Source organism: Belnapia arida, assembly GCF_016773205.1.
Classification (GTDB): Bacteria; Pseudomonadota; Alphaproteobacteria; order Acetobacterales; family Acetobacteraceae; genus Belnapia; species Belnapia arida.
This window is the reverse complement of the sequence record NZ_JAETWB010000001.1, coordinates 187,748-210,998: the sequence shown is the minus strand read 5'-3', so window position 1 is coordinate 210,998 and position 23,251 is coordinate 187,748. Positions and strand designations below refer to the sequence as shown.

The window sequence follows — 23,251 nt, the reverse complement described above, 5'->3', positions numbered from 1 at the left end:
CCGGAACCTGTCCTTGATCGGGATCAGTCCCTGGCCGGAGGACACAAGGACGAGACGCCGCGCAGGCGTGATCCCCGCGCCGCGCCGTCCCGTGCGACGCGGGCGGCATGATGCGTGACCTCGCCACACCTGCCCCCGCCGTTTCCATCCTGACGCCGGCCTTTGATGTCGCCCGCTATGTCGGCGCGGCGGTGGACAGCGCCCTCGCCCAGAGCTTCCCCGACTGGGAGATGCTGGTGGTGGATGACGGCTCCCGCGACGGCACGGCGGAGGTGGTGGCGGCTCGCGAGGACAAGCGAATCCGCCTGATCCGGCAGGAGAATGCCGGCGTCTCCGCCGCCCGCAGCAGGGCCATGGCGGAAGCGCGGGGCGAGGCGGTGCTCTTCCTCGACGCCGATGACTGGCTCGCCCCCGATGCGCTGGAGCGGCTGATGGTCGCCCTCGCCTCGATGCCGGCCGCCATCGCCGCCCATGGCGCCTATGCGGTAATGGCCGAGGCGGCCAGGCCCGGCGACCCGCCGCTGCGCCTGAAGGGCGCCCCGGGCCTCTCCGGCGACCTGCTGGACCGGCTGCTGGTGCAGAACCTCTTCGTCAACGGCGGCCACATGCTGATCCGGCGCGAGGCGATCCAGGCGGCTGGGCCCTTCCTGCCGCATCTCCGCTATGGCGAGGATTGGGAATACTGGATCCGCCTCGCCCTGCAGGGGCCTTTCGTTGCGGTGGAGGATACGGAGCCGGTGCTTTTCGTCCGCGAGCGCCAGGGCAGCGCCTACCGGCGCATGGCGCGCGACCCATCTGCCTTCGCACCGGCCATGGCGGCCATCTATGCCAACCCGTTGCTGGCGGAACGGCTCGGCCCACAGCGCCTGGCGCAGATGCGGCGGCGGGCGGAGGCGGAGAATGCCTGGATCGTCGGGCGGGAGCTGATCCGCCATGGCGACCGCGCGGCGGGGCTCGGGCGGCTGCGTGCGTCGGTGGCGGCGGCGCCCTCGCCGAAGCGGGCCCTGCTGCTCGCTGCAGCCCATGCGTTGCCGCTGCTGCCGCGGCCACTGCACGGGCCCTTCGTGGCCTATCCGGGCTAGCTAATTAAAAGAGGCGGGGTCGGCCCTCACCCCTCCGGCGCGATGCGGAAGCGGAAGCGCCGCACCAGCCGGTCCGCCAGCGGCGCCGGCAGCAGGGCCAGGCTCCGCAGCGCCGCCCCGACCATCCAGGGCACCACCACCCTTCCCTCGCCCCGGAGCAGCGCCCGCCCGACCCGCGCCGCCACCACCTCCACCGGCAGTTGGAGGGGGTGCCGGCCGAGGAAACGGGCGGACATCGCGCTCTCGAAGAAGCCGGGTGCCGCCACCGTCACCCGCAACCCCGCCGGCCCATGCGCGGCCCTCAGGGCTTCGCCATAGGCCCAGAGCCCTGCCTTGCTTGCCGAATAGGCCGGGCTGTCCGGCAGGCCGAGAAACCCCGCCACCGACCCGACGAGCAGCACGGAGCCCCGCCCGCGCGCCAGCATCCCCGGCAGCACCGGCTCCACCAGGTTGACCGCTCCCGTCAGGTTGACCGCGATCTGCGCGCTGGCTGCGGCATGCCCCTCCGGCCGCCCATCCGGTCCGGTGCCGCCATTGATGCCGGCATTGGCGATCACGGCCTCGATCGGCGCCGCCGCCTCCCAGCGCGCGAGGCAGGCCGCCATCGCCGCCGCCTCGCGGACGTCGAGCACGGCAGTCTCGACGGCGGCACCGCGCGCCCGGCAGGCCGCTGCCGTCTCCTCGAGCCCTGCCGCGCCCCGTGCGATCAGCCCCAGCCGCCGCCCCGGCCGCGCCAGCCGCCGCGCCAGCGCTGCCCCGAGCCCGCGCGACGCCCCGGTGATGATGACATGGGCGAGGCTTGCCTCGGCGGATAGGAACATCGTACTGTTTTCGCAACGTATGGTCAGGATGGTGGCGGAATGCCGGGCTTCGGTTAAGGCATCGTTTACAAACCCAAGGCTATAGAGGTGCGCCGGCCCGCCTGTCGCAGGAAGAATGCTTGTCCTTGGCTCGCGTTTTGGTAAAGGGATCGGGGGAGCCATTGATCGTGATGCTGTTCAATTCTGCCGATGTCCGTCCCGACCGGACGCGCATGATGGGGCTCGCCGTGACGGTGCTCGGGCTCGGCCTTCTTACCGGCTGCACCACCCTGACCGCCCCGGGTGCCGGTGCGCCCGCAGCTCCTGTAATATTGGCTGAACCGATGGACCCGCTGGTCGCCTTCGCCGCCACCGCCCAGCCCGGCGCCGAAACCACCCTCGCCCTCGCCAGCGGCGGCCCCACCCGCGTCCGCGTGCTCCGCGCCTACAACGCCGCCAGCGGCCGCGAATGCCGCGAGGTGCTGGTCGGCTCCGGCCTGGGCGAGCGGGCCCGGCTGGTCTGCGGCGCCGAGGGCCAATGGGCGGAGGCCCGGCCGCTGCTCCGGGGCGGCGGTCTGCAACGCCCGTGAGCGGCGCCGCCCTGCCCGCGCCAGCCCGGCGCGGCACACGGATGGGCGATGCCCTCGCCTGCCAGCTGCGCGTCATCGGCGCCTTGCTGCTGCGCGAGCTCAACACGCGGTTCGGCCGCGACAATCTCGGTTATCTCTGGCTCTTCGTGGAGCCGGCTTTGCTCGGCGGCGCGCTCGGCACGCTGCACTACTTCATCGCCCATGCCATGCCGGGCGGGCTGAACCCCTTCGAATTTTGGGTGGTCGCCTACATCCCCTTCTACCTGCTGCGCGGCGTGATCAACCGGGCGCCCTTCGGCATCCCGTCCAACCAGTCGCTGCTCTACCACCGCAACGTTACCATCCTCGACATTCTGCTGGCGCGGAACCTGCTCGAGGGCGCCGCGGTGCTCGGCGCGCTGGTCGTCTTCCTCGTCTTCTTCGGCATCGCCTTCGGCCATTGGCCGACCGACCCGTTCAAGATGCTCTTCGGCATGGTCCTGATGCTGCTGCTCGCGCACGGCCTCTCGCTGATGATCTCGGCCGGCGCCGTTTATACGGAACTGTTCGAGCGGCTGGTCCATCTCGTCACCTATCTCTCCATGCCACTGCTTGGCGCCTTCTGGATGGTGTTCTGGCTGCCTTATGAGGCGCAACGCCTCGCCCTCTGGATCCCGAGCGTCCATATTTTCGAGCTGATCCGCGACGGGCATTTCGGCGGCGCCGTGCCGACGACCTACGATATCGGCTATGTCTGCGCCTGGATCGCCGGCACCAACCTGCTCGGCATGGCGGCCATCCGCCGCGCCCGGCGCGACCTCGTGCTGTAGCCGATGATCCGCCTGCACGACATCCACAAGGCCTACAAGACCCATCTCGGGCCACGGCCCGTGCTGCGCGGCATCGATGCCACCTTCCGGCCCGGCGAGAAGGTCGGCATCCTCGGCCGCAACGGCGCCGGCAAGACCACCCTGCTCCGCCTCATCGCCGGCGTCGAATACCCGACCAGCGGCAAGGTCGAGCGGCAGATGAGCGTCTCCTGGCCGCTCGGCTTCGCCGGCGCGATGCATTACAGCATCACCGGCGCCGACAATGCCCGCTTCATCGCCCGAATCTACGGGAAGCCGATTCAGGAAACGGTGGATTTCGTCGAGGATTTCTCCGAGCTCGGCGAATACTACCGCCTGCCGGTCAGGACCTATTCCTCCGGCATGATCATGAGGCTCGGCTTCGCCCTGTCGCTCGCGGTCGATTTCGAATGCTACCTGGTGGACGAGGTGATCGCCGTCGGCGATTCCCGCTTCGGCGAGCGTTGCCGCAAGGCGCTGGCCGAACGCCAGGAGAGGAGCACCCTGCTCCTCGTCTCCCACCAGGCGGAAACGGTGCGAGCCTTCTGCTCCACGGCCGCGGTCCTCAACGATGGTAGGCTGACCCGATATGACGATCTGGACCAGGCGATCGCCGTCTACCAAACTGTCTGACGCCGTCACGCCGATCGACGGTGCAGGCTGGTCTGGCCCCGTTACGCGGCCGTCCCTCCGCGCCCGGCTGCGCCGCTGGGCAAAGCGCCATGCCTATGGACTCACCGTCATCCTCCCGACGGCGCTTGCCGGCGCCTACCTGCTCGGCATCGCTGCGCCGCAATACGACAGCGAGGCGCGCTACCTGATCCGCGGACGCACCGCCGGGGCTCCCAGCATGGGCGGGCTCGGCGACATGATGTCCGGCGGCGGCCTCCGCCCCTCGGCCGAGGATGCGATGGGCATCCGCGACTATCTGCACTCCCACGACGCCGTCGCCTCGCTGCGCCGTAAGCTCCCGCTGGTCGACATCTTCCGCCGCCCCGAGGCCGACCCGGTCGCCCGGCTTTGGTGGGAGGAGCCGAATGCCGAGCGGCTGCTCGACTACTTCCGCCGCATGGTGACGGTCGAGTACGACACGACCAGCGGCATCACCGCCCTGCATGTCCGCAGCTTCCGCGCCGATGACTCGCGCGAGATCGCCACCGCCCTGCTCGATCTCTCGGAAGCCATGGTCAACCGGCTGAACGAGCGCCTGCAGCAGGACAGCCTCCGCGTCGCCCGCGAGGAGCTGGTGCGTGCCGAGGCGCGGCTCACCGCCGCCCAGCTCGCCATGAGCCAGTTCCGCGAGCGCGAGCGCGCCGTGGACCCGACGCGCTCCGCCGCCGTCGCCGCGGAGACCATCGGCAAGCTCGAATCCGCCCTCGCCCAGGCCCGTGCCGAACTGGCCGAGGCCCAGCGCTTCGCCCGTGCCGACAACCCGCGCCTCACCACGTTGCGCAACCGCGTCGAGGCACTGAATGCCCAGGCCCGCGAGGAACGGGAGCGCGTCAGTATCGGCGAGGCCGGCCTCTCCCAGCAGGTCGGCGAGTATGAGCGCCTGAACCTGGAGCGGGAGCTGGCCCGAGCCCAGCTTACCTCCGCCACCGCCTCCATCGAGAAGGCGCGGGTCGATGCCCAGCGCCAGCAGCTCTTCCTGCTCCGCGTGGTCGAGCCGAACCTCGCGGAATATGCCCGCTACCCGAAGGCGACCCTGACCGTGCTCTACATTTTTCTCTCCCTCTCCGTCGCCTATGGGCTGGCCTGGCTGCTGGTCGCCGGGATGCGCGAACATGCGGCCTGAACGGATGCGCCCCGCCCTCCTCGCCGCCGCCCTGCTGGCAGCCCTGCCCGCCGCGGCGCAGACGCCGTTGCAGGCCTGGCAGACCAGCCAGCAGCAGCAATTGCTGAACCAGGCGAATGCCGGCCTCGCCGCGCAGAACCGCGCCGGCATGGCGGCGCCGAGCAGCGGCGTGGTGCAGACCCTGCCGAATCTGCTGGGTTCGGAGCGCGTCGTCTCCCGCCCCGGCCAGGTGACGGAATCCGAGGGCGGTCCGGTCGCCATCGGCCCGCTCGGCGACGGGCAGCGCGCGCCGGGCGTCACCGCCGTCTTCGGCGCCAGCCTCTTCACCCGCGAGGCGACGGCCGTCTCCGACGCGCCCAACCCGAATTACGTCATCGTCCCCGGCGATCGCGTGTCGCTCCGCGTCTGGGGCGCGGTCGAGGCGGAGGCGATGGGCGTCGTCGACCCTTCGGGCAACCTTTTCTTGCCGAATATCGGCCCGATCCGCATCGCTGGCACCCGCGCCGGCGATCTCCAGCGCGTGGTCGAGACCGAGGTGCAGAAGGTCTACACCAGCCAGGTCCAGGTCTATGCCGTGCTGCTGTCCACGCAGCGCATCGGCGTCTTCGTCACCGGCTTCGTCCGCACCCCCGGCCGCTTCGGCGGCTCGGCGGCGGATAGCGTGATCGACTTCCTGGTCCGCGCCGGCGGCGTCGATTCCGGCCGCGGCTCCTACCGCGAGATCGCCATCCAACGGGGCGGCCGCAGCGTTGCCAATGTCGATCTCTACCGCTTCCTGATGGAGGGCACCCTGCCGCAGGTGCGGCTGCAGGAGGGCGACACCATCGTCGTCGCCCGCCAGCGCGCCGTGGTCGGCGCCGACGGCGCGGTGCGCAACAACTACCTCTTCGAGGTGCCCGGCCGCGCCATGACGGGGCGAGAGCTGATCGACTATGCCAGGCCCCTTCCCTCCGCCACCAATGCCGTGGTCCGCGGCAGCCGCAGCGGCCAGCCCTTCTCGCGCTATGCGACGCTGGCCGAACTCGCCGGCCAGACTCTGGCGGACCAGGACACCGTCACCTTCATCACCGACAGCCCGGCGCGGACGGTGCGCGTCAGCGTCGAGGGCAGCCGCATCGGCCCCTCGGTGCTGGTTGCCGAGCGCGACACCCAACTCTGCCAGCTGCTCGACCACATCGCGGTGGACCCGGTGCTGGCCGATACCCGCTCCGTCTTCCTCCTCCGTCCCTCGGTCGCCCAGCAGCAGCGCCGCGCGATCGACGAGGCACTGGACCGGCTGGAGCGCCAGCTCTTCCTCGCCGTCTCGCCGACCACAGGCGTCGCGGCGATCCGGGCGAGCGAGGCCAATCTCGTCTCCTCCTATATCCAGCGCGCGCGGCGGACCCAGCCGGAGGGCCGCGTCGTCGTCACCGACCGCGACGGCCGCTGCGCGCCGATCCGACTCGAGGATGGCGATGTGATCGTCATTCCGGAGCGCTCGCAGACCGTGCTGGTGGCAGGCGAGGTCACGGCGCCGCATGCCGTCATCTGGCGGCAGGAGATGCGACTCAAGGATTACGTCCGCGCCGCCGGCGGCTTCACCCCACGCGGCAACGAGGGTTCGATCATGATCCGCCGCGCCAGCGGTGAGCTCGTGCTGGACCCGCAGGAGGGGCCGCGCCCGGGCGACGAGCTGATCGTCCTGCCGCGACTCGATCCAAAGGCCTTCCAGATCGGGAGCGACCTGCTCGGCCTGCTCTATCAGATCGCCGTCTCCACCCGCATCTTCCTCTGAGCGGAAGGGCTCGACAAAAGAACCCCTCCCGGGCGGACCGCCTGGGAGGGGTTTTTCATGCTTTGCGTGGCGAAGCCTGAGTCAGGCAGCGACCATCCGCGGCAGCGTCGCGCGCTCCAGGTAGTCGAGCCGCGCCACGACATCATCCCGCCGGCAGGCCATGAGGCTGCGCAGGCCGATGGCGACCTGCCGCCCGTCCGGCAGCGTGACGCCGCGGTCGGACTCGATTTCCACCTCGATCTCGCCGCCCGCGACCGCTTCGATTTCGAGCATGCAGAACAGCGCTTCGCCCGCCGCAGCGGCCACCTCGCGGAAGGCTCCCGGCGCCCCACCTCGCATCCCGGCCCGGACGCGGAAGGCCATGGCCTCCGGCGGCGCTACCAGCTCGAGATAGATCCGCAGCCGACCGGCCTCGGCCTCCGGCTCCAGCGGCAGGCGCAGCAGGCTCTGCCCCGGGCCTGTCCAGACGCCCCAATCCTCCAGCCGGTGCCAGGCCTCGCCTTCGCGCAGCACATCGGCGGTCGCCATGGCAAGGCTCGGCTCCGGCCCGGGCAACAAACGCAGCCCATGCACCTCGCCCAGGCGGAAGGCCAGGCGCGCCCTCGGCGAAGGCAGGCGCGTGCGGCCCGCCTCCCGCACCAGGGATTGAAGCTGGGCCGCGACCTCTGCCCAGCGCCGCGGCAGAGGGGCTGCGGCAAGCGCCGCCTCACGCTCTGCCAGAAAGCCAGGCTCGAAGATCAGCCGCTCCAGCTTCGCCACCAGATCGGGCTCGCTCTGCGGGGTGAAATAGACGGCGCAATCCCGCCCCGCTTCGCGCAGCGAGGAATGGTCCGGCACGAGCGGCACCTTCCGGGCGGCAAGGCTTTCCGTCACCGGCAGCCCCCAGCCTTCGTAGAAGCTGTTGTAGAGGGTGAATAGGCAGCCGCGGTAGAGCGCGCCCAGCTCGCTGTCCGGCACGCCATGCAGCAGCTGCACCTTGGCCCGGAGCGCGGATGAATTGCGATGGAGTTGCAGCGCCGCCTCGGCCAGCCAACCCTGCTTGCCGACGCAGACGAGGTCCGGCACGGCCTCCGCTCCATGCCGCCGCACCAGGCTGAGCCAGGCGTTGAAGGCGAGCAGGTGGTTCTTCCGCGACTCGATGGTGCCGACGAAGAGCACATAGGGCCGGCCGGAGCGCAGCCGCGGTGGCAGGGCGCCACCACCGGCCAGTGGATCGGCGGCGTCCAGCGGGACGGTGAAGGCGGGAATCTCGAGGTCCGGCAGCAGCCGCCGCTGCGCTCGCCGGAAATCCGCCCGCGTGCACTCGGAATTGGTCAGCACCGCATCCGCATGCAGGCAGACCGAGGCGAACCAGCGGGCGAATTCATCGACCAGCCCGCTCGAGCAATGCTCAGGCACCAGCAGGGGTATGCAGTCATGGATGAAGGGGATGTAGCGCAGGCCGGAGCGCGCCTGGGCCTGGCGCACGACCCGCAGGTAGTCGGGAATCCACCAGGAACTGCCGAGATTGACCAGGCTGGCCCCGGGGGGCGCCTCCAGCGGTCCGGCCTCCCGCAACACCGCCTCGACCTCCCGCAGGGTTGCTTGCCAGGCTGGGTCCTCGACCGCGCTGCCTTCATGCGATAGCGCCGCGAGGCGGAGGAACAGCGCCGGCGCCAGCAGCTTCCACTGCCCAAGGCGGGAATCGAAGCCGACGATAGCGACGCCGCTCGAATCGGCCGCCAGCGCCTCGCGGATGATGTTGAGCTGTACCCGCTGGATGCCGGTCGGTGCGCGGTTGTGGCGGAAATAATCGAGCAGGTCGGAGGCGTCGTAGATCACCGACGCTGCGCTGGCCGGCATCTTCGCCGTCACTACCGCCTGCGGCTCCACCGGGATTGGCGCCGTGGCCTCCATCGGCTCCGCCTGTAGTGCCAGCAACTCGGCCCGCGCGGCCTCATTGGCCGGGTCCAGGGTCAGTGCCCTGGCATACTCCTCGAGCGCTTCCTCCTGCCGGCCGAGCAGCTTGAGCGCATGGCCGATCTGGAGGTGGATATCGGCATCTTCGGAGCATTGCCGCTCCGCCTCGCGGTAAGCGAGCAGCGCTGCATGCGGATCCCCGGCCTCCTTCAGGCAGTGGCCGTACTGGACGCGGATTGGCCAGTCCCTCGGGCGCAGACGCAGGACGGCGGCGTAGGTGGCGGCGGCTTCGGCCCAGGTGCGGCTGTCGCGCAACGCATCGGCTTGGCTGAGGGTGTCGTCAGGATCGGTGGCGGCGTCGGTAACACCGCTCCAGGCCATCATATCCATCCGAAGGCTCCCGCCGCTTGGCCAAATCAGCCTACGGTTACCCGCTGCTGCGGGAGCGGTATCTCCTATCGGCGGCTTATGCTCAAGAGAATGCGAGCATTAGGACGAAGATGGGCGACATCAGCAGCAGGATGGCGCTCGTGCGCAACAGGAGGACAGCGAAGTCCACCATCCCGACGGCCGCTGCGCTGCGCAACGGGAGGGCGGCGTCCGCGGTCGCGAGGCCTATAACCCTTTCCGACGACTGTGCCACGTTAGGCTCCCGAACCAACTGCGCGATAAGACACCGCGTTTTACCGCGCCACAAGGGATATCAGAGGGGGATGAAGGTTTCGGAAACGTCAGGTCCCTTTATTCCGCTTCAAATCTCTGTGCATTTCGAAACCGTGCCTCCGACCCGCAAGGCTTCCGCATGACCCCCAAGCCCCAGCCCCGCCTCTTCCTCGACGGCTACAACCTCGCCCTCGGTCAGGGCACCGGCGTTGCCACCTATGCCCGCAATCTCAGCCTAGCCATGGGGACGCTCGGAGCCGAGGTCGGCGTGCTCTACGGCACCCGCGCCGCGCCCTCGACCAACCCGCTGCTGCGCGAGATCGCCTTCTTCGACGAGCGCGTGGGCGACCCGCCGAAATGGCTCGTCGCCCTCCGCCGGGCGAAGCGCATGCTGCACGCGCCCTTTGGCGAGCTGGCCGTGCCGGTGCCCATTTCCGGCCAGGTGATCGCCACCACCTTCCGCGACCGGCTGCCGCATTTCGATGAGATCTGGAACTCCCAGGACCTGTTCCAGCAGGCCCATGCGCATTTCCGCATCTTCGGCCGGGAGCTGCGGGTGACCATCCCAGACCGGCCGCAGCTGATGCACTGGACCTACCCGCTGCCGCTGCGTGCCATCGGCACCCGCAACATCTACACCATGCACGACCTGGTGCCGCTGCGCCTGCCCTACACCACGCTCGACAACAAGCGGCGCTACTTCCGCCTGAACCGCCGCCTCGGCCGCCGCGCGGACCACATCGTCACCGTCTCCGAAGCCTCGAAGCGGGACATCGTCAGCCTTCTCGGCGTACCGGAAGAGCGCGTGACCAATACCTACCAGGCGGTCGACATCCCGCGGAAGTTCAGCGAGGCGCCGATGCAGCAGGTCGCCGCCGAGGTGCAGGGCAGCTTCGGCCTGGAGGCCGGCGGCTACTGGCTCTTCTTCGGCGCCATCGAGCCGAAGAAGAATGTCGGCCGGATGATCCAGGCCTTCCTCGCCAGCGGGGTGGAGGGCCCGCTCGTCATCGTCGGCAAGAAGGCCTGGAAGTCGGAGGAGGAGCTCCGGCTGATGTTCGACGACCATATCCGCTACCTGGTGCAGGAGGGCATGACGCTCCGCACCCGGCACAAGATCATCCTGCTCGACTATGCCCCCTTCCGCCTGCTGGTGAATCTGATCCGCGGCGCGCGGGCGGTGCTCTTCCCCTCCCTCTACGAAGGCTTCGGCCTACCCGCCCTCGAAGCGATGCTGCTCGGCACGCCGGTCATCACCTCCAACACCGCCTCCATGCCGGAGGTGGTGGGCGATGCCGCGCTGACCATAGACCCTTACGACATCTCGGCGCTGGTCCGGGCGATCCAGGCGATGGACCGGGACGAGGTACTGCGCGCCCGCCTGGCCCAGGCCGGCCCGCAACGTGCCGCCCTGTTCAGTGCAGAGCGCTATGCCGACCGGCTGGCCGACATCTACACGCGGCTCGGCGTTCCGCCGGCCGCCGCGCAGCCGTGGGCGAAGGAATATCGGATGGCGGTCTGACCGCCCCTCCCGGCCTGGCAGCCGCTGCGGGGCCCGATCACCGTGGGTCCATCACATCCGAGGCTAAACTGCCCACCTCAACGGAACTTGAAGCCGCCGCCGATGGGGTTGCTCTACATCACTGGTAGGCGTTCCGTCATACCGGCTTCCATGTAAGGTTGAAACGCCACTGAAACGAGGCGGCGATGAATCAGGCGCTGGAAGCACGCAATGGGATACGTGTCCTGGTGGCGGAGGATGAACCCCTTGCCGCCATGGTCGTCGAGGAGGTCCTGACCGAACTCGGCTATGACGTGCTCCTCGCCTCGGATGGCGAGGAGGCTCTGCGACTGGCGGAGGATCATGATTTTGACGTGCTGGTCACCGACCTCGCCATGCCGCGGATGACGGGGTGGGAGCTGATCCCCCGCCTCCGCACCCAGCGTCCGGACCTGCCCGTGGTGGTGATGACCGGCTTCCTCCCCTCGAACGGGCGGGAGGTCCTGCTCTCGGGCCAGACCGGCCCGCTCGCCCTGGTCCTCAAGCCTTTCGAGATCAACCATCTGGTGCGAGCCATCGAGAAGGTCATGGTTGGCCATCGCCGGGCGGAGCCCCAGGCGGCGCTGCTGTCCATGTACTGAGGCCGCTGGGCGATCAGGCAGGCAGGCCGTCGGCACGGGAGAGGGCGGCGTTCTGGTAGCGCGGATCGTCGGTGACCTCGGCGCCGAGCCAGCCGGGGCGGGTGAAGGCCTGGTCGGCACTCACCAGCTCGATCTCCGCCAGGACCAGTCCCGCGAGATGGCCCGCGAATTCGTCGATCTCCCAGGTCAGCCCATCCTGGGTGAGGCGGTGGCGGGTCTTGTCGATGATCGGGGGCGGGCAGAGCGAGGCGAGCATCGCCTCGGCATCCTCGGGCGGGATCGGGTACTCGTATTCGGCACGAGCGAGCAGGCCGGGCCCCTTGATGGTGAGGAAAGCCAGCTCGCCGGCCTGGCGGATGCGCACCACTGGCGTGCCGGTATGGAGGTAGCCTTGGCGAAGCCGTGTGCCCTGGCCCGCATCGGCGCGCCAGGCCTCGGAGGTGACGAGGAATTTGCGTTCGATCTCGGTGCCCATGCCCGTTCTTAGGACATGGGCCGACAAACGCTAAGTGGCCTGGCGATCAGGCCGGCGGGATGCGGATCACCATGCCCGGCCCGGGCAGGCTGCCGCCGAGGATCGGGGCATTGGCGTCCAGCAGGCGGCGCTCGTCGCCGTTGAGGTGACGGGCGGCGAGCGACGCCAGGGTTTCGCCCGGCTGCATGGTGTGGAAGAGGCTGCGGCCGGGGCCGAAGCGGGTGCCGGTCTCGATCTGTGCCTGGTGGACGGCGGTCTCGGCGGCCTCCGTGCTGGCGGCGCCGGCCGGAAGCCTGGCGAAGGCGCCGAGGCTATCGAGCAGGCCTGGCGTATGGGCCGGGGTCATCTTGTCCTCGACCCGGGCGACGCCCTGGAGGTTGCCGGCGGCCAGCACCAGCAGTTCGGCAGCCTCGCCATCCGCGACCTGGCCCTCGAGCGTGACGCGGTCGCCCTGGCGCGCGACGCGGATGCCCTGATGCGGCAGGCCGACGCGGTCGAGATGGGAGGTGATCGCCTCGGCCGCAGTGCCCGGGGCGGGCAGGCCGGCCTCGGCGGGGAACTCGTAGCTGGGCATCGGTCTCTCCTTCGGACCGGCAACGTATGAAGGCGGGGCGGGTTGCGCCGGCGGCCAGGGCCCCTCACCTTCCGGCCATGGAACCGCCGCTTCTCGTCCAGCCCGATCCCAGCGATCCGCGCCTCACCCGCCGCGTCGCGGGCATCGACCAGACCGGAGCACGGGTCGAGGCCAGCGTCACCGTGGAGCGGCCGCTGACGCTCTATCTGAACGGGCAGGAGATCGTCACCATGATGACGATCCTCGACCGTCCGGAGGACCTGGCGCTCGGCTACCTGCTGAACCAGGGGATGCTGCGGCGGGACGATGTGGTGCAGGGTGTCGAGTATGACGAGGATCTCGGCGTGGTTGTCGTACGCACGGAGCGGCGCACCGACTACGAGGAGAAGCTGAAGAAGAAGACGCTGACCAGCGGCTGCGCCCAGGGCACCGCCTTCGGCGATCTGCTGGAGGATTTCGCCGCGCGGCGCCTGCCGCCGGCGGAGCTGCGCACCTCTTGGCTCTACCGGCTGCTGCACCGGATCAACACGCTGCCGACGCTCTACCTGGAAGCCGGCGCCATTCATGGCTGCGCGCTCTGCGAGCGGGACCGGCCGCTGGTCTATATGGAGGATGTCGGCCGGCACAATGCGGTGGACAAGATCGCGGGCTGGATGTTCCGCGCTGGCTGCGCGCCAGAGGACAAGATCTTCTACACGACCGGGCGCCTCACCTCGGAGATGGTCATCAAGACGGTGCGGATGGGCATCCCCATCCTCGTCTCGCGCAGCGGCTTCACCGCCTGGGGGGTGGAGCTGGCGCGGGAGGCGGGCGTGATGCTCGTCGGGCGGTGCAAGGGCCGGCGCTTCACCGCCCTCGCGGGGGAGGAGCGGATCGTCTTCGATGCCGACCTCTCCTATGTCGAGGAAGAGAGCTCGAAGCACTGGCGGAAAAACAGCCGCGATGAGTAGCACCGTCGCGGTGGTGCTGGCCGGCGGGCTGGCGCGGCGGATGGGGGGTGGCGACAAGCCTCTCCGGCTGCTCGGCGGGCGGCCGCTGCTCGACCACGTGCTAGCGCGTATCCGGCCGCAGGTGGCGGGCCTCGTGCTCAATGCGAATGGCGACCCGGCGCGCTTCGCCGCCTATGGGCTCCCGGTGGTGGCCGATCCGCTGCCCGACCACCCGGGACCGCTGGCCGGGGTGCTGGCTGGGCTCGACTGGGCCGCAACGGCGCGGCCCGGGGCCGTCGACGTTCTCTCCGTGGCGGGCGATTGCCCCTTCCTGCCGGGCGACCTGCTCGTGCGGCTGGAGGCGGCGCGGCGGGCAGCTGGGGTGCCGATGGCCTGCGCCGCCTCGGGGGGCTGGACCCATCCGCCGGTGGCGCTCTGGCCGATCGCGCTGCGGGGCGAGTTGCGGGCGGCGCTGCTGGCCGGCGAGAAGAAGATCGATCGCTGGACGGCGCGCTTCGGCTGCGCCAGCGCGGAATGGCCGGCCGTGCCGGTCGATCCCTTCTTCAACGCCAATGCGCCGGAGGACCTAGCGGAGGCGGAGCGGCTCTTGTCTTCGGCCTCCGGCGGACCCATAGGACCCGCAAGCGCAATCAACCCGGGAGATTCGCCGTGAAAGCCTTCCTCGCCGGCCTCGTCGCGGCCGCAGCCCTCGCCATCGCCGCGGCGGTGGTGCTCGACACCGAGTTCCAGCGCAGCGCGGCCGACCACTTCCAGACCGAGGCCGTGCGGCTTTAACTTCCCCTCCCCTCGCGGGCGCCGCAGGATACGGGCGCTGCACGGGAGGAACGACAATGAACGGTACCTATCACGGGGCTTGCTTCTGCGGCGCCGTCGAGTTGCGGGTCAGCGGGGCGCCGCAGGCCATGGGCTATTGCCATTGCCGCTCCTGCCGGTCCTGGTCGGGCGGGCCGGTCAATGCCTTTACCATGTGGGCACCCGAGGCGGTCGAGGTGGTAAAAGGGACGGAGCATGTCGCAACCTTCGCCAAGACGGAGATGAGCCACCGGCAGTATTGCCGGCTCTGCGGCGGGCATCTGATGGCGCAGCACCCGCCGCTCGGCGCCATCGACGTCTTCGCCGCCACCCTGCCGGAGCTGCCCTTTGCGCCGCAGCTGCATGTGAACTATGCCGAGACGGTGCTGCCGATGCGGGACGGGCTGCCGAAGCTGCGCGACTTCCCCAAGGAATTCGGCGGCTCCGGCGAGATGGTCGCCGAGTAGGACGAGTGGCGCGATGATGGATGCGACGCATGATCCCGGGCTGCGCTCCTGGGTGGGCGGGTCGGAGGGGACGGAATTCCCGATCCAGAACCTGCCCCTCGGGGTCTTCTCCCGACCGGGGGCATGCCGCGGGTGGGCGTCGCCATCGGTGACCAGGTGCTCGACCTCCGGGCGGCTGGGGAGCTGGGCCTGCTGCCGGAAGACCTCGCTGGGCTGGTGGCGGGGCCGGTGCTCAACTCGCTGATGGCGCGGGGGCGGGCCGCCTCGGCGCGGCTGCGGGCGGCGGTCTCGGCCCTGCTCGCCGCCGACGGCCGGGGACAGGCGGAGGCCGCGCGGCTGCTGGTGCCGATGGTGGACGCGCGGATGCACCTGCCGGCGGCGGTCGCCAACTTCACCGATTTCATGGTGTCGCGCGACCATTCGGCACGGCTCGGCGCGCGGAAGAACCCGGCGGCGCCGCTGCCGCCGGCCTTCGTCCATTTGCCGGTCGCCTATCACTCGCGTGCCTCCTCGCTTTCGGCCAGCGGGGCGCCGGTGGTCAGGCCGAACGGGCAGCGGGGCGAGGCGGATGGCACCGTCAGCTTCGGACCGGAACGGCGGCTCGATTTCGAGCTGGAGCTGGCGATCTGGATCGCCGGCGAGAATGCGCTCGGCCGGCCGGTACCGATGCGGGAGGCCGGCGACCGGCTCTTCGGCTATGGGCTGCTGAACGACTGGTCGGCGCGGGAGATCCAGTTCCTGGAGATGGTCCCGCTCGGCCCCTTCCTCGGCAAGAGCATGGCGACGACGGTCTCGCCCTGGGTGGTGACGGCCGAGGCGCTGGCGCCCTTCGCCGTGGAGACGGCGGCGCGGCCGGGCGAGGATGGGCCGGTGCCGGCGCATCTACAGGGCGCAGGGCGGCACGGCCTCGCCATCGCCATGGAGGTCTGGCTGGAGACGGCGGCGATGCGGCGGGCGGGGGATGGGCCGGCACGGATCACGGCCACCGATTTCGCCGGCATGTACTGGACGCCGGCACAGCTCGTCACGCATCACGCCTCCAATGGCTGCAACCTGCTGCCGGGCGACCTGCTCGGCAGCGGCACCTGCTCGGGGCCGGAGCCGGGGGCGCGGGCCTGCCTGGCCGAGATCATGCTAGAGGGGCCGCTTACCCTGCCGAATGGCGAGAGGCGCGGCTTCCTCGAGGATGGCGATGCGGTGGTCTTCCGGGCGCGGGCGGAGGCGCCGGGGGCGGTGGCCATCGGCTTCGGCGAGTGCCGGGCCGAGGTGGTGCCGGCGCCGGAGTGGCCGCAATGAGGGCGCTGCTGGCGGCGCTCGCCCTGCTGGCCGGATCCGGCGCGGCGCGGGCGGAGTATCCGGAGCGGCCCATCACCATGGTGATGCCCTACTCGCCGGGCGCGGCCGATGTGCTGATCCGGGCGATGGGGGAGCATGTCCAACGCGCGCTCGGCCAGGCGCTGGTGCCGATGACGCGGGACGGTGCCTCGGGCGTGGTCGGCATGCGGGTGGTCGCGGGGGCGGCGCCGGATGGCTACACCCTCGGCCACACGCCAATGACGGCGATCGTCGTGCAGCCCCACCTGCTGCGCGATGCCGGGATCGGGCCGGAGAGCTTCGAGGGCGTCTGCGGGACGAACGAGAACGTCATCACCGTCGCGGTGCGGGCGGACAGCCCGATCCGCGACCTGCCCGGCCTGGTGGCGGAGGCGCGGCGGCGGCCGCTGAGCTTCGGCAGCCCGGGGCCGAATTCGCTGCCGCAGCTGGCGGTCTGGCGGGTGCAGCGCGCGGCGGGGGTCGAGATGAACCACATCCCCTATCGTGGCGAGGCGCCACATGTGAACGACACGCTGGCCGGGCGGATCGACTTCTCGGCGGCCATCGTCAGCTCGGTCGCCGAGCTGGTGCGGGCGGGGCGGATGCGGATGCTGGCAGTCTTTTCGGAGAACCGGCATCCGGGCTTCCCCGACATACCGACGGCACGCGAGCAGGGGATCGACGCGCTGCAGTTCTCCCAGGTCGGTATCTATGCGCCACGGGGGACGCCTGCGCCGATGCTCGACCGGCTGGAGGCCGCCTGCCGCTCCGCGCTCGACGAGCCGGCGGTGCAGCGGGTGCTGGCGAGCAGCGCGAGCCCGGTGCGCTTCCTGCCGCGGCAGGCGCTGACGCAGATGATCCGGGAGGAATATGCCAATTACGGCCGGATCTTGCGGGAGCTCGGCGTCGAGCCGCAGTAGGGCGCGATCGCCGAAGGCTGAAACGGCCAGGGGACGTGAATCACGCTCCAGCCGGTCGTGCTGGCGCCCTGCGCGCAGTTCCGGCATCTTCGCTATCGCAATGGACGGACTGCAGGCGATTCCGGAGTGGGAGGGGGTGCTGGCGGCGCGCGACGGCGGCGCGGCTCCCCCCATGGGCGGGCTCGGGGCGCTGTTCGCCCCCCTGCTCGCGCCGCCCCTCGCGGCGGATGGTTGCCTCGTCATCGGTCGCCTGGCGCAGACCCTGGATGGGCGAATCGCCACCGCCTCGGGCTCCTCGCAATGGATCGGGGGCGAGGGAGACATCCTCCATACCCACCGACTGCGGGCGCTCTGCGATGCCGTGGTGGTGGGCGCGGGGACGATCCGCCATGACGATCCGAGGCTGACGACGCGGGAATGCATCGGGCCGGACCCGGTGCGGGTGGTGCTGGACACCGAGCGGCGGCTTTCAGCGGAGTACCGTGTGTTCCGGGAGGGGCCGCCGACCCTGCTGCTGGCGGCCGGGGATGCGCCTGGGGGCGACAGGCTGGGCATCGCCGAGGTGGTCCGCCTGCCGCGCGACCCGGCGCATGGCGGGCTGAGCGTGCCGGCAATCCTCACGGCGCTGGCGGCGCGGGGATTGCGGCGGATCTTCGTCGAGGGCGGCGGGGTGACGGTCAGCCGCTTCCTGGCCGCGGGCTGCCTCGACCGGCTGCACGTGACGGTGGCGCCGGTGCTGCTCGGCTCCGGCATCCCAGCCTTCACCCTGCCGGAGGCGGCGCGCATCGCCGATGGGCTGCGCTTCGCCTGGACGGTGCATGCGCTGCCACCGGACGTGCTGTTCGACATCGCACTGGACCGGGTGCGGCCCGGAGTGTGCCGGTGAAGGCCAGGGCTTTGTGGTCCGTGGCGCCGGGCGTGGCCGAGCTGCGCGAGGAGGCGCTGGCGCCGCCGGGGTCGGGCGAGGCGCTGGTCAGGATGCTGGCGAGCGGGGTTTCGCGCGGAACGGAGCGGCTGGTGCTCGGCGGCCGGGTGCCGGAGAGCCAGTGGGCGGCGATGCGGGCGCCGCTGATGGCGGGCGCATTCCCCTTCCCCGTCAAGTACGGCTATGCGGCGGTTGGCGTCGTCGAGGACGGGCCGGCGGCACTGCTCGGCCAGCGGGTCTTCTGCCTGCATCCGCATCAGGAACGCTTCGTGGCGCCAGCCGCGATGTGCATCCCGGTGCCGGATGGCGTGCCGAACCTGCGCGCGGTGCTGGCGGCCAATATGGAGACTGCGCTCAACATACTCTGGGACGCACGGCCGGTGCTGGGGGAGCGGGTGCTCGTCATCGGCGCGGGCGTCGTCGGCCTGCTGGTGGCGGCGCTGCTCGGGCGCATCCCCGGGGTGGAGGCGGTGCTCTGCGATACCGATCCGGCGCGGGCGGGGCTGGCGGCCTCGCTCGGGGCGGGCTTCGCGGCGCCGGAGGCCGTGGCCGAAGGGTGGGAGCTCGTCATCCATGCGAGCGGCAACCCGGCCGGGCTGCGGCTCGGGCTGGAGCGGGCCGCCTTCGAGGCGCGGATCGTCGAGGCAAGCTGGTATGGCGACCGACCGGTGAGCCTGCCGCTCGGCGAGGCCTTCCACGCGCGGCGGCTCTCGCTCGTCTCAAGCCAGGTCGGACAGGTGGCGCCGGCAATGCGCGGCCGCAGGACCCATGCGGAGCGGCTGGCGCTCGCCCTCGCCTTGCTGGAGGATGCGCGGCTCGACGCGCTGCTGGCGCCGCCGGTCCGCTTCGACGATTTGCCGGAAGCCCTGCCCGGGCTGCTGGAGGGAGAGGCCATCTGGCCCTGCCCGACGATCCTCTATGGTGAGTGACCCGACATGTTCAGCCTGACCGTTTGCGACCACATCATGGTGGCGCACAGCTTCCGCGGGGCGGAATTCGGCCCGGCGCAGCGGCTGCACGGGGCGACCTTCGCGGTGGAAGCGGAGTTCCGCGCCGAGCGGCTCGATGCGCTGCACCTGCTGGTGGATATCGGGCTCGCCAAGGTGGAGCTGCGGCGCGCGCTAGACGGGCTCGACTACCGGAACCTGGATGCGGAGCCGGAATTCGCCGGGTTGAACACGACGACGGAATTTCTTTGCCAGCACATCCATGGGCTGCTGGTTGCGGCGCTGAAGGCGGGGAAGCTTGGGCCGCAGGCGGCGAATGTGACGGGGCTCAAGGTGCTGCTGCGGGAAAGCCCGAATGCATGGGCGGCCTATGAGGGGCCGGTCGCGTGAGCATCGCCTTGCTGGTGCCGGGGCCGTTCGGGACGATCTCGGGCGGGTATGGCTACGACCGGCGGCTGGTCGAGGGCCTTCGGACGCTCGGCGAGAGGGTCGAGGTGGTGGAGCTGGCGGGGCGGCATCCGCTGCCGGATGCCGAGGCAGAAGCGTCGGCGCGGGCGGCGCTCGATGCGCTGCCGCAGGGCGCGCGGATCATCATCGACGGGCTGGGCCTGCCGGCCTTCGCGCCGCTGGCCGACACGTTGGCAGCGCGGCGGGCGGTGGCGTTGATCCATCATCCGACCGCGCTCGAGGGCGAGACGTCGCAGCGGGAGGCGCTGCGGGCAATCGAGGGCGGGCTGTTCCAGCGGATGGCGCGGCTGGTGGCGACCTCGCGGCTGACGGCAGACCGGCTGGTACGGGATTTCGCGGTGGAGGCCGGGCGCGTCGGCGTGGTCGAGCCGGGGACGGATCCGGCGCCGCGGGCGCGGGGCTCGGGCGGGCCCGGGGTGGCGGTGCTCTCGGTCGGGACGCTGATCCCCCGCAAGGGGCATGACCTGCTGCTGCGCGCGCTGGCCGGCATCCCGGATGTGGACTGGCGGCTCACCATCGTCGGGGCGGCGCGGGATGCGGTCCATGCCACGGGGCTCGGGGCGCTGGCCGAGGAGCTGGGGCTCGCGGGGCGGGTCGAGTTCGCCGGCGAGGTGACGGGGGAGGCGCTGGAGGCGCTCTACGACCGGTCGGATGTCTTCGCCCTCGCCTCGCGATGGGAAGGCTACGGGATGGCGGTGGCCGAGGCGCTGGCGCGCGGCCTGCCGGTCTCCGTCACCGCGGGCGGCGCGCTTGGCGATCTCGTGCCGCTGGAAGCGGGAAGCGTCTCGCCGCCGGGGGACGCCGTCTCGCTGACCAAAGCGCTGCGGCGGGTGCTCTTCGACACCGAGCTGCGCCAGGCGATGGCGGAAGCGGCCTGGGCGGCGGGACAGCGCCTGCCGCGCTGGGATGACCGGGCGGCGGCCTTCCTCAGCGAGATGGGGCGGGCATGACCGAGGCCTTCGATCTCGACTGGCTCGACCTGCGTGAGCCCTTCGATGCCGTGGCGCGCAACGAGGCATTGGTGGACCGGCTGCTGGCGCGGCTGCCGGCACGGCCGCGCTTCCTCGACCTCGGCGCGGGCACGGGCAGCCTGCTGCGCTTCATCGCGCCCCGGCTCGGGCGGGCCCAGGCCTGGACCCTGGTGGATGCGGACCGGGAGCTGCTGGAGGCGGCCTACGACACCATCGCCGACCGGGCGGGGGCGGTGGGCTACACCGTTTCCTTCCCCAACAAGCGGACGCTGCTGGTCCATGCGCCGGGCGGGGCCTGGCGGGTGGAGACGGTCATCGCCGACCTGGCCGAGGCGCCGCGCGGGCTGCCGCTCGCCAATGCCGATGCGGTGGTCTGCTCGGCGCTGGCCGATCTCGTCTCGCGCGGCTGGGTGGAGCGGATGGCGGGGGCGCTGCGGGTGCCTTTCTATGCCGCGCTCTGCGTCGACGGGCGGGAGCGCTTCCTGCCGCCGCATCCGGCGGATCATGCGGTGGCGGCGGGGTTCCGCCGCGACCAGGGGCGCGACAAGGGTTTCTCCGGGATTGCGCTCGGGGCGAGGGCGCCGGGGGTGATCGCGGAGGCGTTCGGGGCGCAGGGCTTCGACGTCCGGAGCGCCCCCAGCGACTGGGTGGTGCGCGGACGGGGCGTCACTCAGATGCCGGGGATGGGCGAGGCGGCGGGGCGGTTCCTCGCCGAGCTCGTGATCGGGCATGCGGAGGCGGCGCGGCAGCAGGACCGGCGCGGCGACCGTCGGATCGAGGCCTGGATGGAGGCGCGGCTCGACCAGGTGGCGGGGCGGAACCTCGCCGTGCGCATCGGGCATCGGGACGTGCTCGCACTCCCCAAAGGGCGGGGTTGAAAGGCCGCGGCGCTTCGCGGAGTGTGGCCCGACCACAGGGAGGGCCTCGTCATGCCGCTGCTCGGCTGCATCGCCGATGATTTCACCGGCGCCACCGATCTCGCGAATACGCTGGTGAAGGGCGGCATGACGGCGGTGCAGGTGATCGGCGTCCCGGACGGCCCCCTGCCGGAGGCGGATGCCGTCATCGTCGCGCTGAAGTCGCGGACGGCACCCGTCGCCGAGGCGGTCGGCGAGAGCCTCGCCGCCTGCGAGGCGCTGCTGCGGGCGGGAGCGCGGCAGATCTTCTTCAAATACTGCTCGACCTTCGACAGCACCGATGCGGGGAATATCGGCCCCGTCGCGGATGCGCTGGTGCGGCGGCTGGATTGCGGCTTCGCCCTGGCCAACCCGGCTTTCCCGACCAATGGGCGGACGGTCTACCAGGGGCACCTCTTCGTCGGCGGCGCGCTGCTGAACGAGAGCGGCATGGAGAACCATCCGCTGACGCCGATGCGGGATGCCAACCTGGTCCGCGTGCTGTCGCGGCAGACGGATGGGACGGTGGGGCTGGTGCCCTTCGCCACGGTCGAGCAGGGCGCGGTGGCGATCCGCCGCGCCATGACCGGGCTGAAGGAGGGCGGGCGGCGCTATGCGATCGTCGATGCAGTGACCGACGCGCATCTCCTTGCCATCGGCGAGGCGGCGGCGGGGCATGCGCTGATCACTGGAGGCTCCGGCGTGGCGATGGGGCTGCCGGCCAATTTCCGCCGCGAGGGACTGCTGCCGGAGCGTGGCGCCGGGGCGGCGGAGCTGCCGCCGATGCGGGGGCATGCGGTGGTGCTGGCCGGCTCCTGCTCGCGGGCGACGCTCGGGCAGATCGGCTATGCGCGGGATCATGCGCATACGCTGGAGCTCGACGTGCTCGCCACGCCGGATGTCGCGGCCTTGCAGCGGCAGGCGCTGGACTGGGCGGGGGACAAGCTCGGCGAGGCGCCGGTGGTGATCGCGGCTTCCGCGCCGCCCGAGAAGGTGCAGGCCTTGCAGGCCCGGCTCGGTCGGGAGAAGGCGGGGGCGCTGGTCGAGGAGGTGCTGGCCGGCATCGCCGAGGCGCTGGTGGCGCAGGGCGCCGGGCGGCTGGTGGTCGCGGGGGGCGAGACCTCGGGGGCCGTCGTGTCGCGGCTCGGGGTGCGGAGCCTCCGCATCGGGGCGGAGATCGATCCCGGCGTGCCCTGGACCTTCGCCGAGGTGCCGGGGCTGCATCTCGCCCTGAAGTCGGGCAATTTCGGCGCGCGGGACTTCTTCCTGAAAGCGTTCGGCCAATGAGTGAGGCGGAGATCCGCGAGGCGATCGCGGCGCATGGGCGGCTGCTCTTCGGGCGCGGCTTCTCGGTGGGCTCGGCGGGGAACATCAGCGTCCGGCTGCCGGACGGCTTCCTCATCACCCCGACCAATTCCTGCCTCGGCCGGCTCGACCCGGCGCGGATCAGCAAGCTGGACCGGGAGTACCGGCATGTCTCCGGCGACAAGCCCTCGAAGGAGGTCTTCATGCACCGCGCCTTCCTCGATGCGCGGCCGGAGGCGGGCGCGGTGGTGCATCTGCATTCGACCCATGCGACGGCAATCGCCTGTCTCGCCGCGCCTGGAGAGGCGGCGCCGATCCCGCCGTTGACGCCCTATTTCGTCATGCGCATCGGTCGGGTGCTGCCGGTCGTTCCCTACTACCGGCCGGGCGACGCGGCGATGGAGCCGGCCATCGCCGCGGCGGCCCGGGATGCGCGGGCGGTGCTGTTGGCCAATCATGGGCCGGTCGTCAGCGGAAAGACGCTCGACGATGCGGTCTATGCGGCGGAGGAGCTGGAGGAAGCCGCCAAGCTCGCCCTCATGCTCCGCGGGCAGGGTGCACGCGAGCTGACCGCGGCGCAGGTGGAGGACCTGCTCGGGACCTTCGGGTAGCGGTTGACCCTCCCGGTCGGCTTTGCTTGCCTCCCTTGGCAACGAAACGAGGCGCTTGGCGCCCGGG

At 71.1% G+C, this 23,251-nt stretch carries 25 protein-coding genes; 21 read left to right on the top strand and 4 right to left on the bottom strand.

All coding sequences use genetic code 11. The features are described from left to right. Positions 1-107: 107 nt before the first annotated feature. Positions 108-1,082: a glycosyltransferase family 2 protein gene (locus tag JMJ56_RS01155; RefSeq protein WP_202829772.1), complete on the top strand. Its 975-nt coding sequence runs from the start codon at positions 108-110 to the stop codon at positions 1,080-1,082. 26 nt (positions 1,083-1,108) lie between these two features. On the opposite strand, the gene JMJ56_RS01150 is transcribed toward JMJ56_RS01155, so the two are convergent. Further along, a complete protein-coding gene (locus tag JMJ56_RS01150; protein WP_202829771.1) occupies positions 1,109-1,903 on the bottom strand; it encodes an SDR family NAD(P)-dependent oxidoreductase in 795 nt (264 codons plus the stop codon). Positions 1,904-2,073: 170 nt separating this feature from the next. Between JMJ56_RS01150 and JMJ56_RS01145 the strand changes: the two genes are divergently transcribed. The 5 genes from JMJ56_RS01145 to JMJ56_RS01125 are packed head-to-tail and all read left to right on the top strand — an operon-like array spanning position 2,074 to position 6,868. Continuing rightward, positions 2,074-2,472, top strand: coding sequence for a DVU3141 family protein (locus tag JMJ56_RS01145; protein ID WP_202829770.1), 399 nt, complete (start codon positions 2,074-2,076; stop codon positions 2,470-2,472). Then, positions 2,469-3,281, top strand: a complete 813-nt coding sequence (locus JMJ56_RS01140; protein ID WP_202829769.1) for an ABC transporter permease — start codon at positions 2,469-2,471, stop codon at positions 3,279-3,281. Before JMJ56_RS01145 ends, JMJ56_RS01140 begins: the two co-directional genes overlap by 4 nt. Positions 3,282-3,284: 3 nt before the next feature. Beyond that, on the top strand, positions 3,285-3,932 hold the full coding sequence (locus JMJ56_RS01135) for an ABC transporter ATP-binding protein (RefSeq protein WP_202829768.1): 648 nt from the start codon (positions 3,285-3,287) through the stop codon (positions 3,930-3,932). Further along, the gene (locus JMJ56_RS01130; protein WP_202829767.1) at positions 3,889-5,094 is read left to right on the top strand and encodes a capsule biosynthesis protein; all 1,206 of its coding nucleotides are present in this window, start codon (positions 3,889-3,891) and stop codon (positions 5,092-5,094) included. The genes JMJ56_RS01135 and JMJ56_RS01130 overlap by 44 nt, the downstream gene beginning before the upstream one ends. Then, the gene (locus JMJ56_RS01125; RefSeq protein WP_236037372.1) at positions 5,084-6,868 is read left to right on the top strand and encodes a polysaccharide biosynthesis/export family protein; all 1,785 of its coding nucleotides are present in this window, start codon (positions 5,084-5,086) and stop codon (positions 6,866-6,868) included. Before JMJ56_RS01130 ends, JMJ56_RS01125 begins: the two co-directional genes overlap by 11 nt. Positions 6,869-6,949: 81 nt before the next feature. Here JMJ56_RS01125 and JMJ56_RS01120 read toward each other — a convergent pair whose 3' ends face one another. Beyond that, positions 6,950-9,157 carry a glycosyltransferase family 4 protein gene (locus JMJ56_RS01120; RefSeq protein WP_202829766.1) on the bottom strand — a complete coding sequence of 736 codons (2,208 nt, stop codon included), beginning with the start codon at positions 9,155-9,157 and terminating at the stop codon, positions 6,950-6,952. A 412-nt stretch (positions 9,158-9,569) separates the two neighbouring features. Between JMJ56_RS01120 and JMJ56_RS01115 the strand changes: the two genes are divergently transcribed. Beyond that, positions 9,570-10,949: a glycosyltransferase family 4 protein gene (locus JMJ56_RS01115; protein ID WP_202829765.1), complete on the top strand. Its 1,380-nt coding sequence runs from the start codon at positions 9,570-9,572 to the stop codon at positions 10,947-10,949. Positions 10,950-11,176: 227 nt separating this feature from the next. Further along, entirely contained in the window at positions 11,177-11,569 is a 393-nt protein-coding gene (locus JMJ56_RS01110) for a response regulator (RefSeq protein ID WP_202829764.1), read from the top strand. Between the two features lie 13 nt (positions 11,570-11,582). Here JMJ56_RS01110 and JMJ56_RS01105 read toward each other — a convergent pair whose 3' ends face one another. Together JMJ56_RS01105 and JMJ56_RS01100 are read right to left on the bottom strand one after the other, a co-directional pair. Then, positions 11,583-12,044 (bottom strand): CYTH domain-containing protein, encoded by a 462-nt coding sequence (locus JMJ56_RS01105; RefSeq protein WP_202829763.1) that lies wholly within the window; start codon positions 12,042-12,044, stop codon positions 11,583-11,585. Positions 12,045-12,090: 46 nt separating this feature from the next. Further along, complete coding sequence (locus JMJ56_RS01100; protein WP_202829762.1) at positions 12,091-12,618, bottom strand: BON domain-containing protein; 528 nt, start codon at positions 12,616-12,618, stop codon at positions 12,091-12,093. Between the two features lie 77 nt (positions 12,619-12,695). Here JMJ56_RS01100 and fdhD point away from each other — a divergent pair, with 77 nt between their 5' ends. The 13 genes from fdhD (at position 12,696) to otnC (ending at position 23,184) form a co-directional block, all read left to right on the top strand. Continuing rightward, on the top strand, positions 12,696-13,568 hold the full coding sequence (fdhD, locus tag JMJ56_RS01095; protein ID WP_202829761.1) for a formate dehydrogenase accessory sulfurtransferase FdhD: 873 nt from the start codon (positions 12,696-12,698) through the stop codon (positions 13,566-13,568). After that, positions 13,561-14,220: a molybdenum cofactor guanylyltransferase MobA gene (gene mobA / locus JMJ56_RS01090; protein ID WP_202829760.1), complete on the top strand. Its 660-nt coding sequence runs from the start codon at positions 13,561-13,563 to the stop codon at positions 14,218-14,220. Before fdhD ends, mobA begins: the two co-directional genes overlap by 8 nt. Beyond that, positions 14,217-14,342 carry a hypothetical protein gene (locus tag JMJ56_RS34710; RefSeq protein WP_255359996.1) on the top strand — a complete coding sequence of 42 codons (126 nt, stop codon included), beginning with the start codon at positions 14,217-14,219 and terminating at the stop codon, positions 14,340-14,342. Before mobA ends, JMJ56_RS34710 begins: the two co-directional genes overlap by 4 nt. Positions 14,343-14,398: 56 nt before the next feature. Continuing rightward, complete coding sequence (locus JMJ56_RS01085; RefSeq protein ID WP_202829759.1) at positions 14,399-14,827, top strand: GFA family protein; 429 nt, start codon at positions 14,399-14,401, stop codon at positions 14,825-14,827. 123 nt (positions 14,828-14,950) lie between these two features. Further along, complete coding sequence (locus JMJ56_RS01080) at positions 14,951-16,123, top strand: fumarylacetoacetate hydrolase family protein (RefSeq protein ID WP_202829758.1); 1,173 nt, start codon at positions 14,951-14,953, stop codon at positions 16,121-16,123. Continuing rightward, entirely contained in the window at positions 16,120-17,061 is a 942-nt protein-coding gene (locus tag JMJ56_RS01075; RefSeq protein WP_202829757.1) for a tripartite tricarboxylate transporter substrate binding protein, read from the top strand. Before JMJ56_RS01080 ends, JMJ56_RS01075 begins: the two co-directional genes overlap by 4 nt. Positions 17,062-17,161: 100 nt before the next feature. After that, positions 17,162-17,947 (top strand): RibD family protein, encoded by a 786-nt coding sequence (locus JMJ56_RS01070; RefSeq protein ID WP_202829756.1) that lies wholly within the window; start codon positions 17,162-17,164, stop codon positions 17,945-17,947. Beyond that, positions 17,944-18,915: a zinc-dependent alcohol dehydrogenase gene (locus JMJ56_RS01065; protein WP_202829755.1), complete on the top strand. Its 972-nt coding sequence runs from the start codon at positions 17,944-17,946 to the stop codon at positions 18,913-18,915. Before JMJ56_RS01070 ends, JMJ56_RS01065 begins: the two co-directional genes overlap by 4 nt. Before the next feature lie 6 nt (positions 18,916-18,921). After that, complete coding sequence (locus JMJ56_RS01060; protein WP_202829754.1) at positions 18,922-19,323, top strand: 6-pyruvoyl trahydropterin synthase family protein; 402 nt, start codon at positions 18,922-18,924, stop codon at positions 19,321-19,323. Beyond that, a complete protein-coding gene (locus tag JMJ56_RS01055) occupies positions 19,320-20,351 on the top strand; it encodes a glycosyltransferase family 4 protein (protein WP_202829753.1) in 1,032 nt (343 codons plus the stop codon). The genes JMJ56_RS01060 and JMJ56_RS01055 overlap by 4 nt, the downstream gene beginning before the upstream one ends. Beyond that, on the top strand, positions 20,348-21,250 hold the full coding sequence (locus JMJ56_RS01050; RefSeq protein WP_202829752.1) for a class I SAM-dependent methyltransferase: 903 nt from the start codon (positions 20,348-20,350) through the stop codon (positions 21,248-21,250). Before JMJ56_RS01055 ends, JMJ56_RS01050 begins: the two co-directional genes overlap by 4 nt. A gap of 51 nt (positions 21,251-21,301) precedes the next feature. Next, a complete protein-coding gene (otnK, locus tag JMJ56_RS01045; RefSeq protein ID WP_043362721.1) occupies positions 21,302-22,555 on the top strand; it encodes a 3-oxo-tetronate kinase in 1,254 nt (417 codons plus the stop codon). Further along, positions 22,552-23,184 (top strand): 3-oxo-tetronate 4-phosphate decarboxylase, encoded by a 633-nt coding sequence (gene otnC, locus JMJ56_RS01040; RefSeq protein WP_202829751.1) that lies wholly within the window; start codon positions 22,552-22,554, stop codon positions 23,182-23,184. Before otnK ends, otnC begins: the two co-directional genes overlap by 4 nt. Positions 23,185-23,251: the final 67 nt, after the last annotated feature.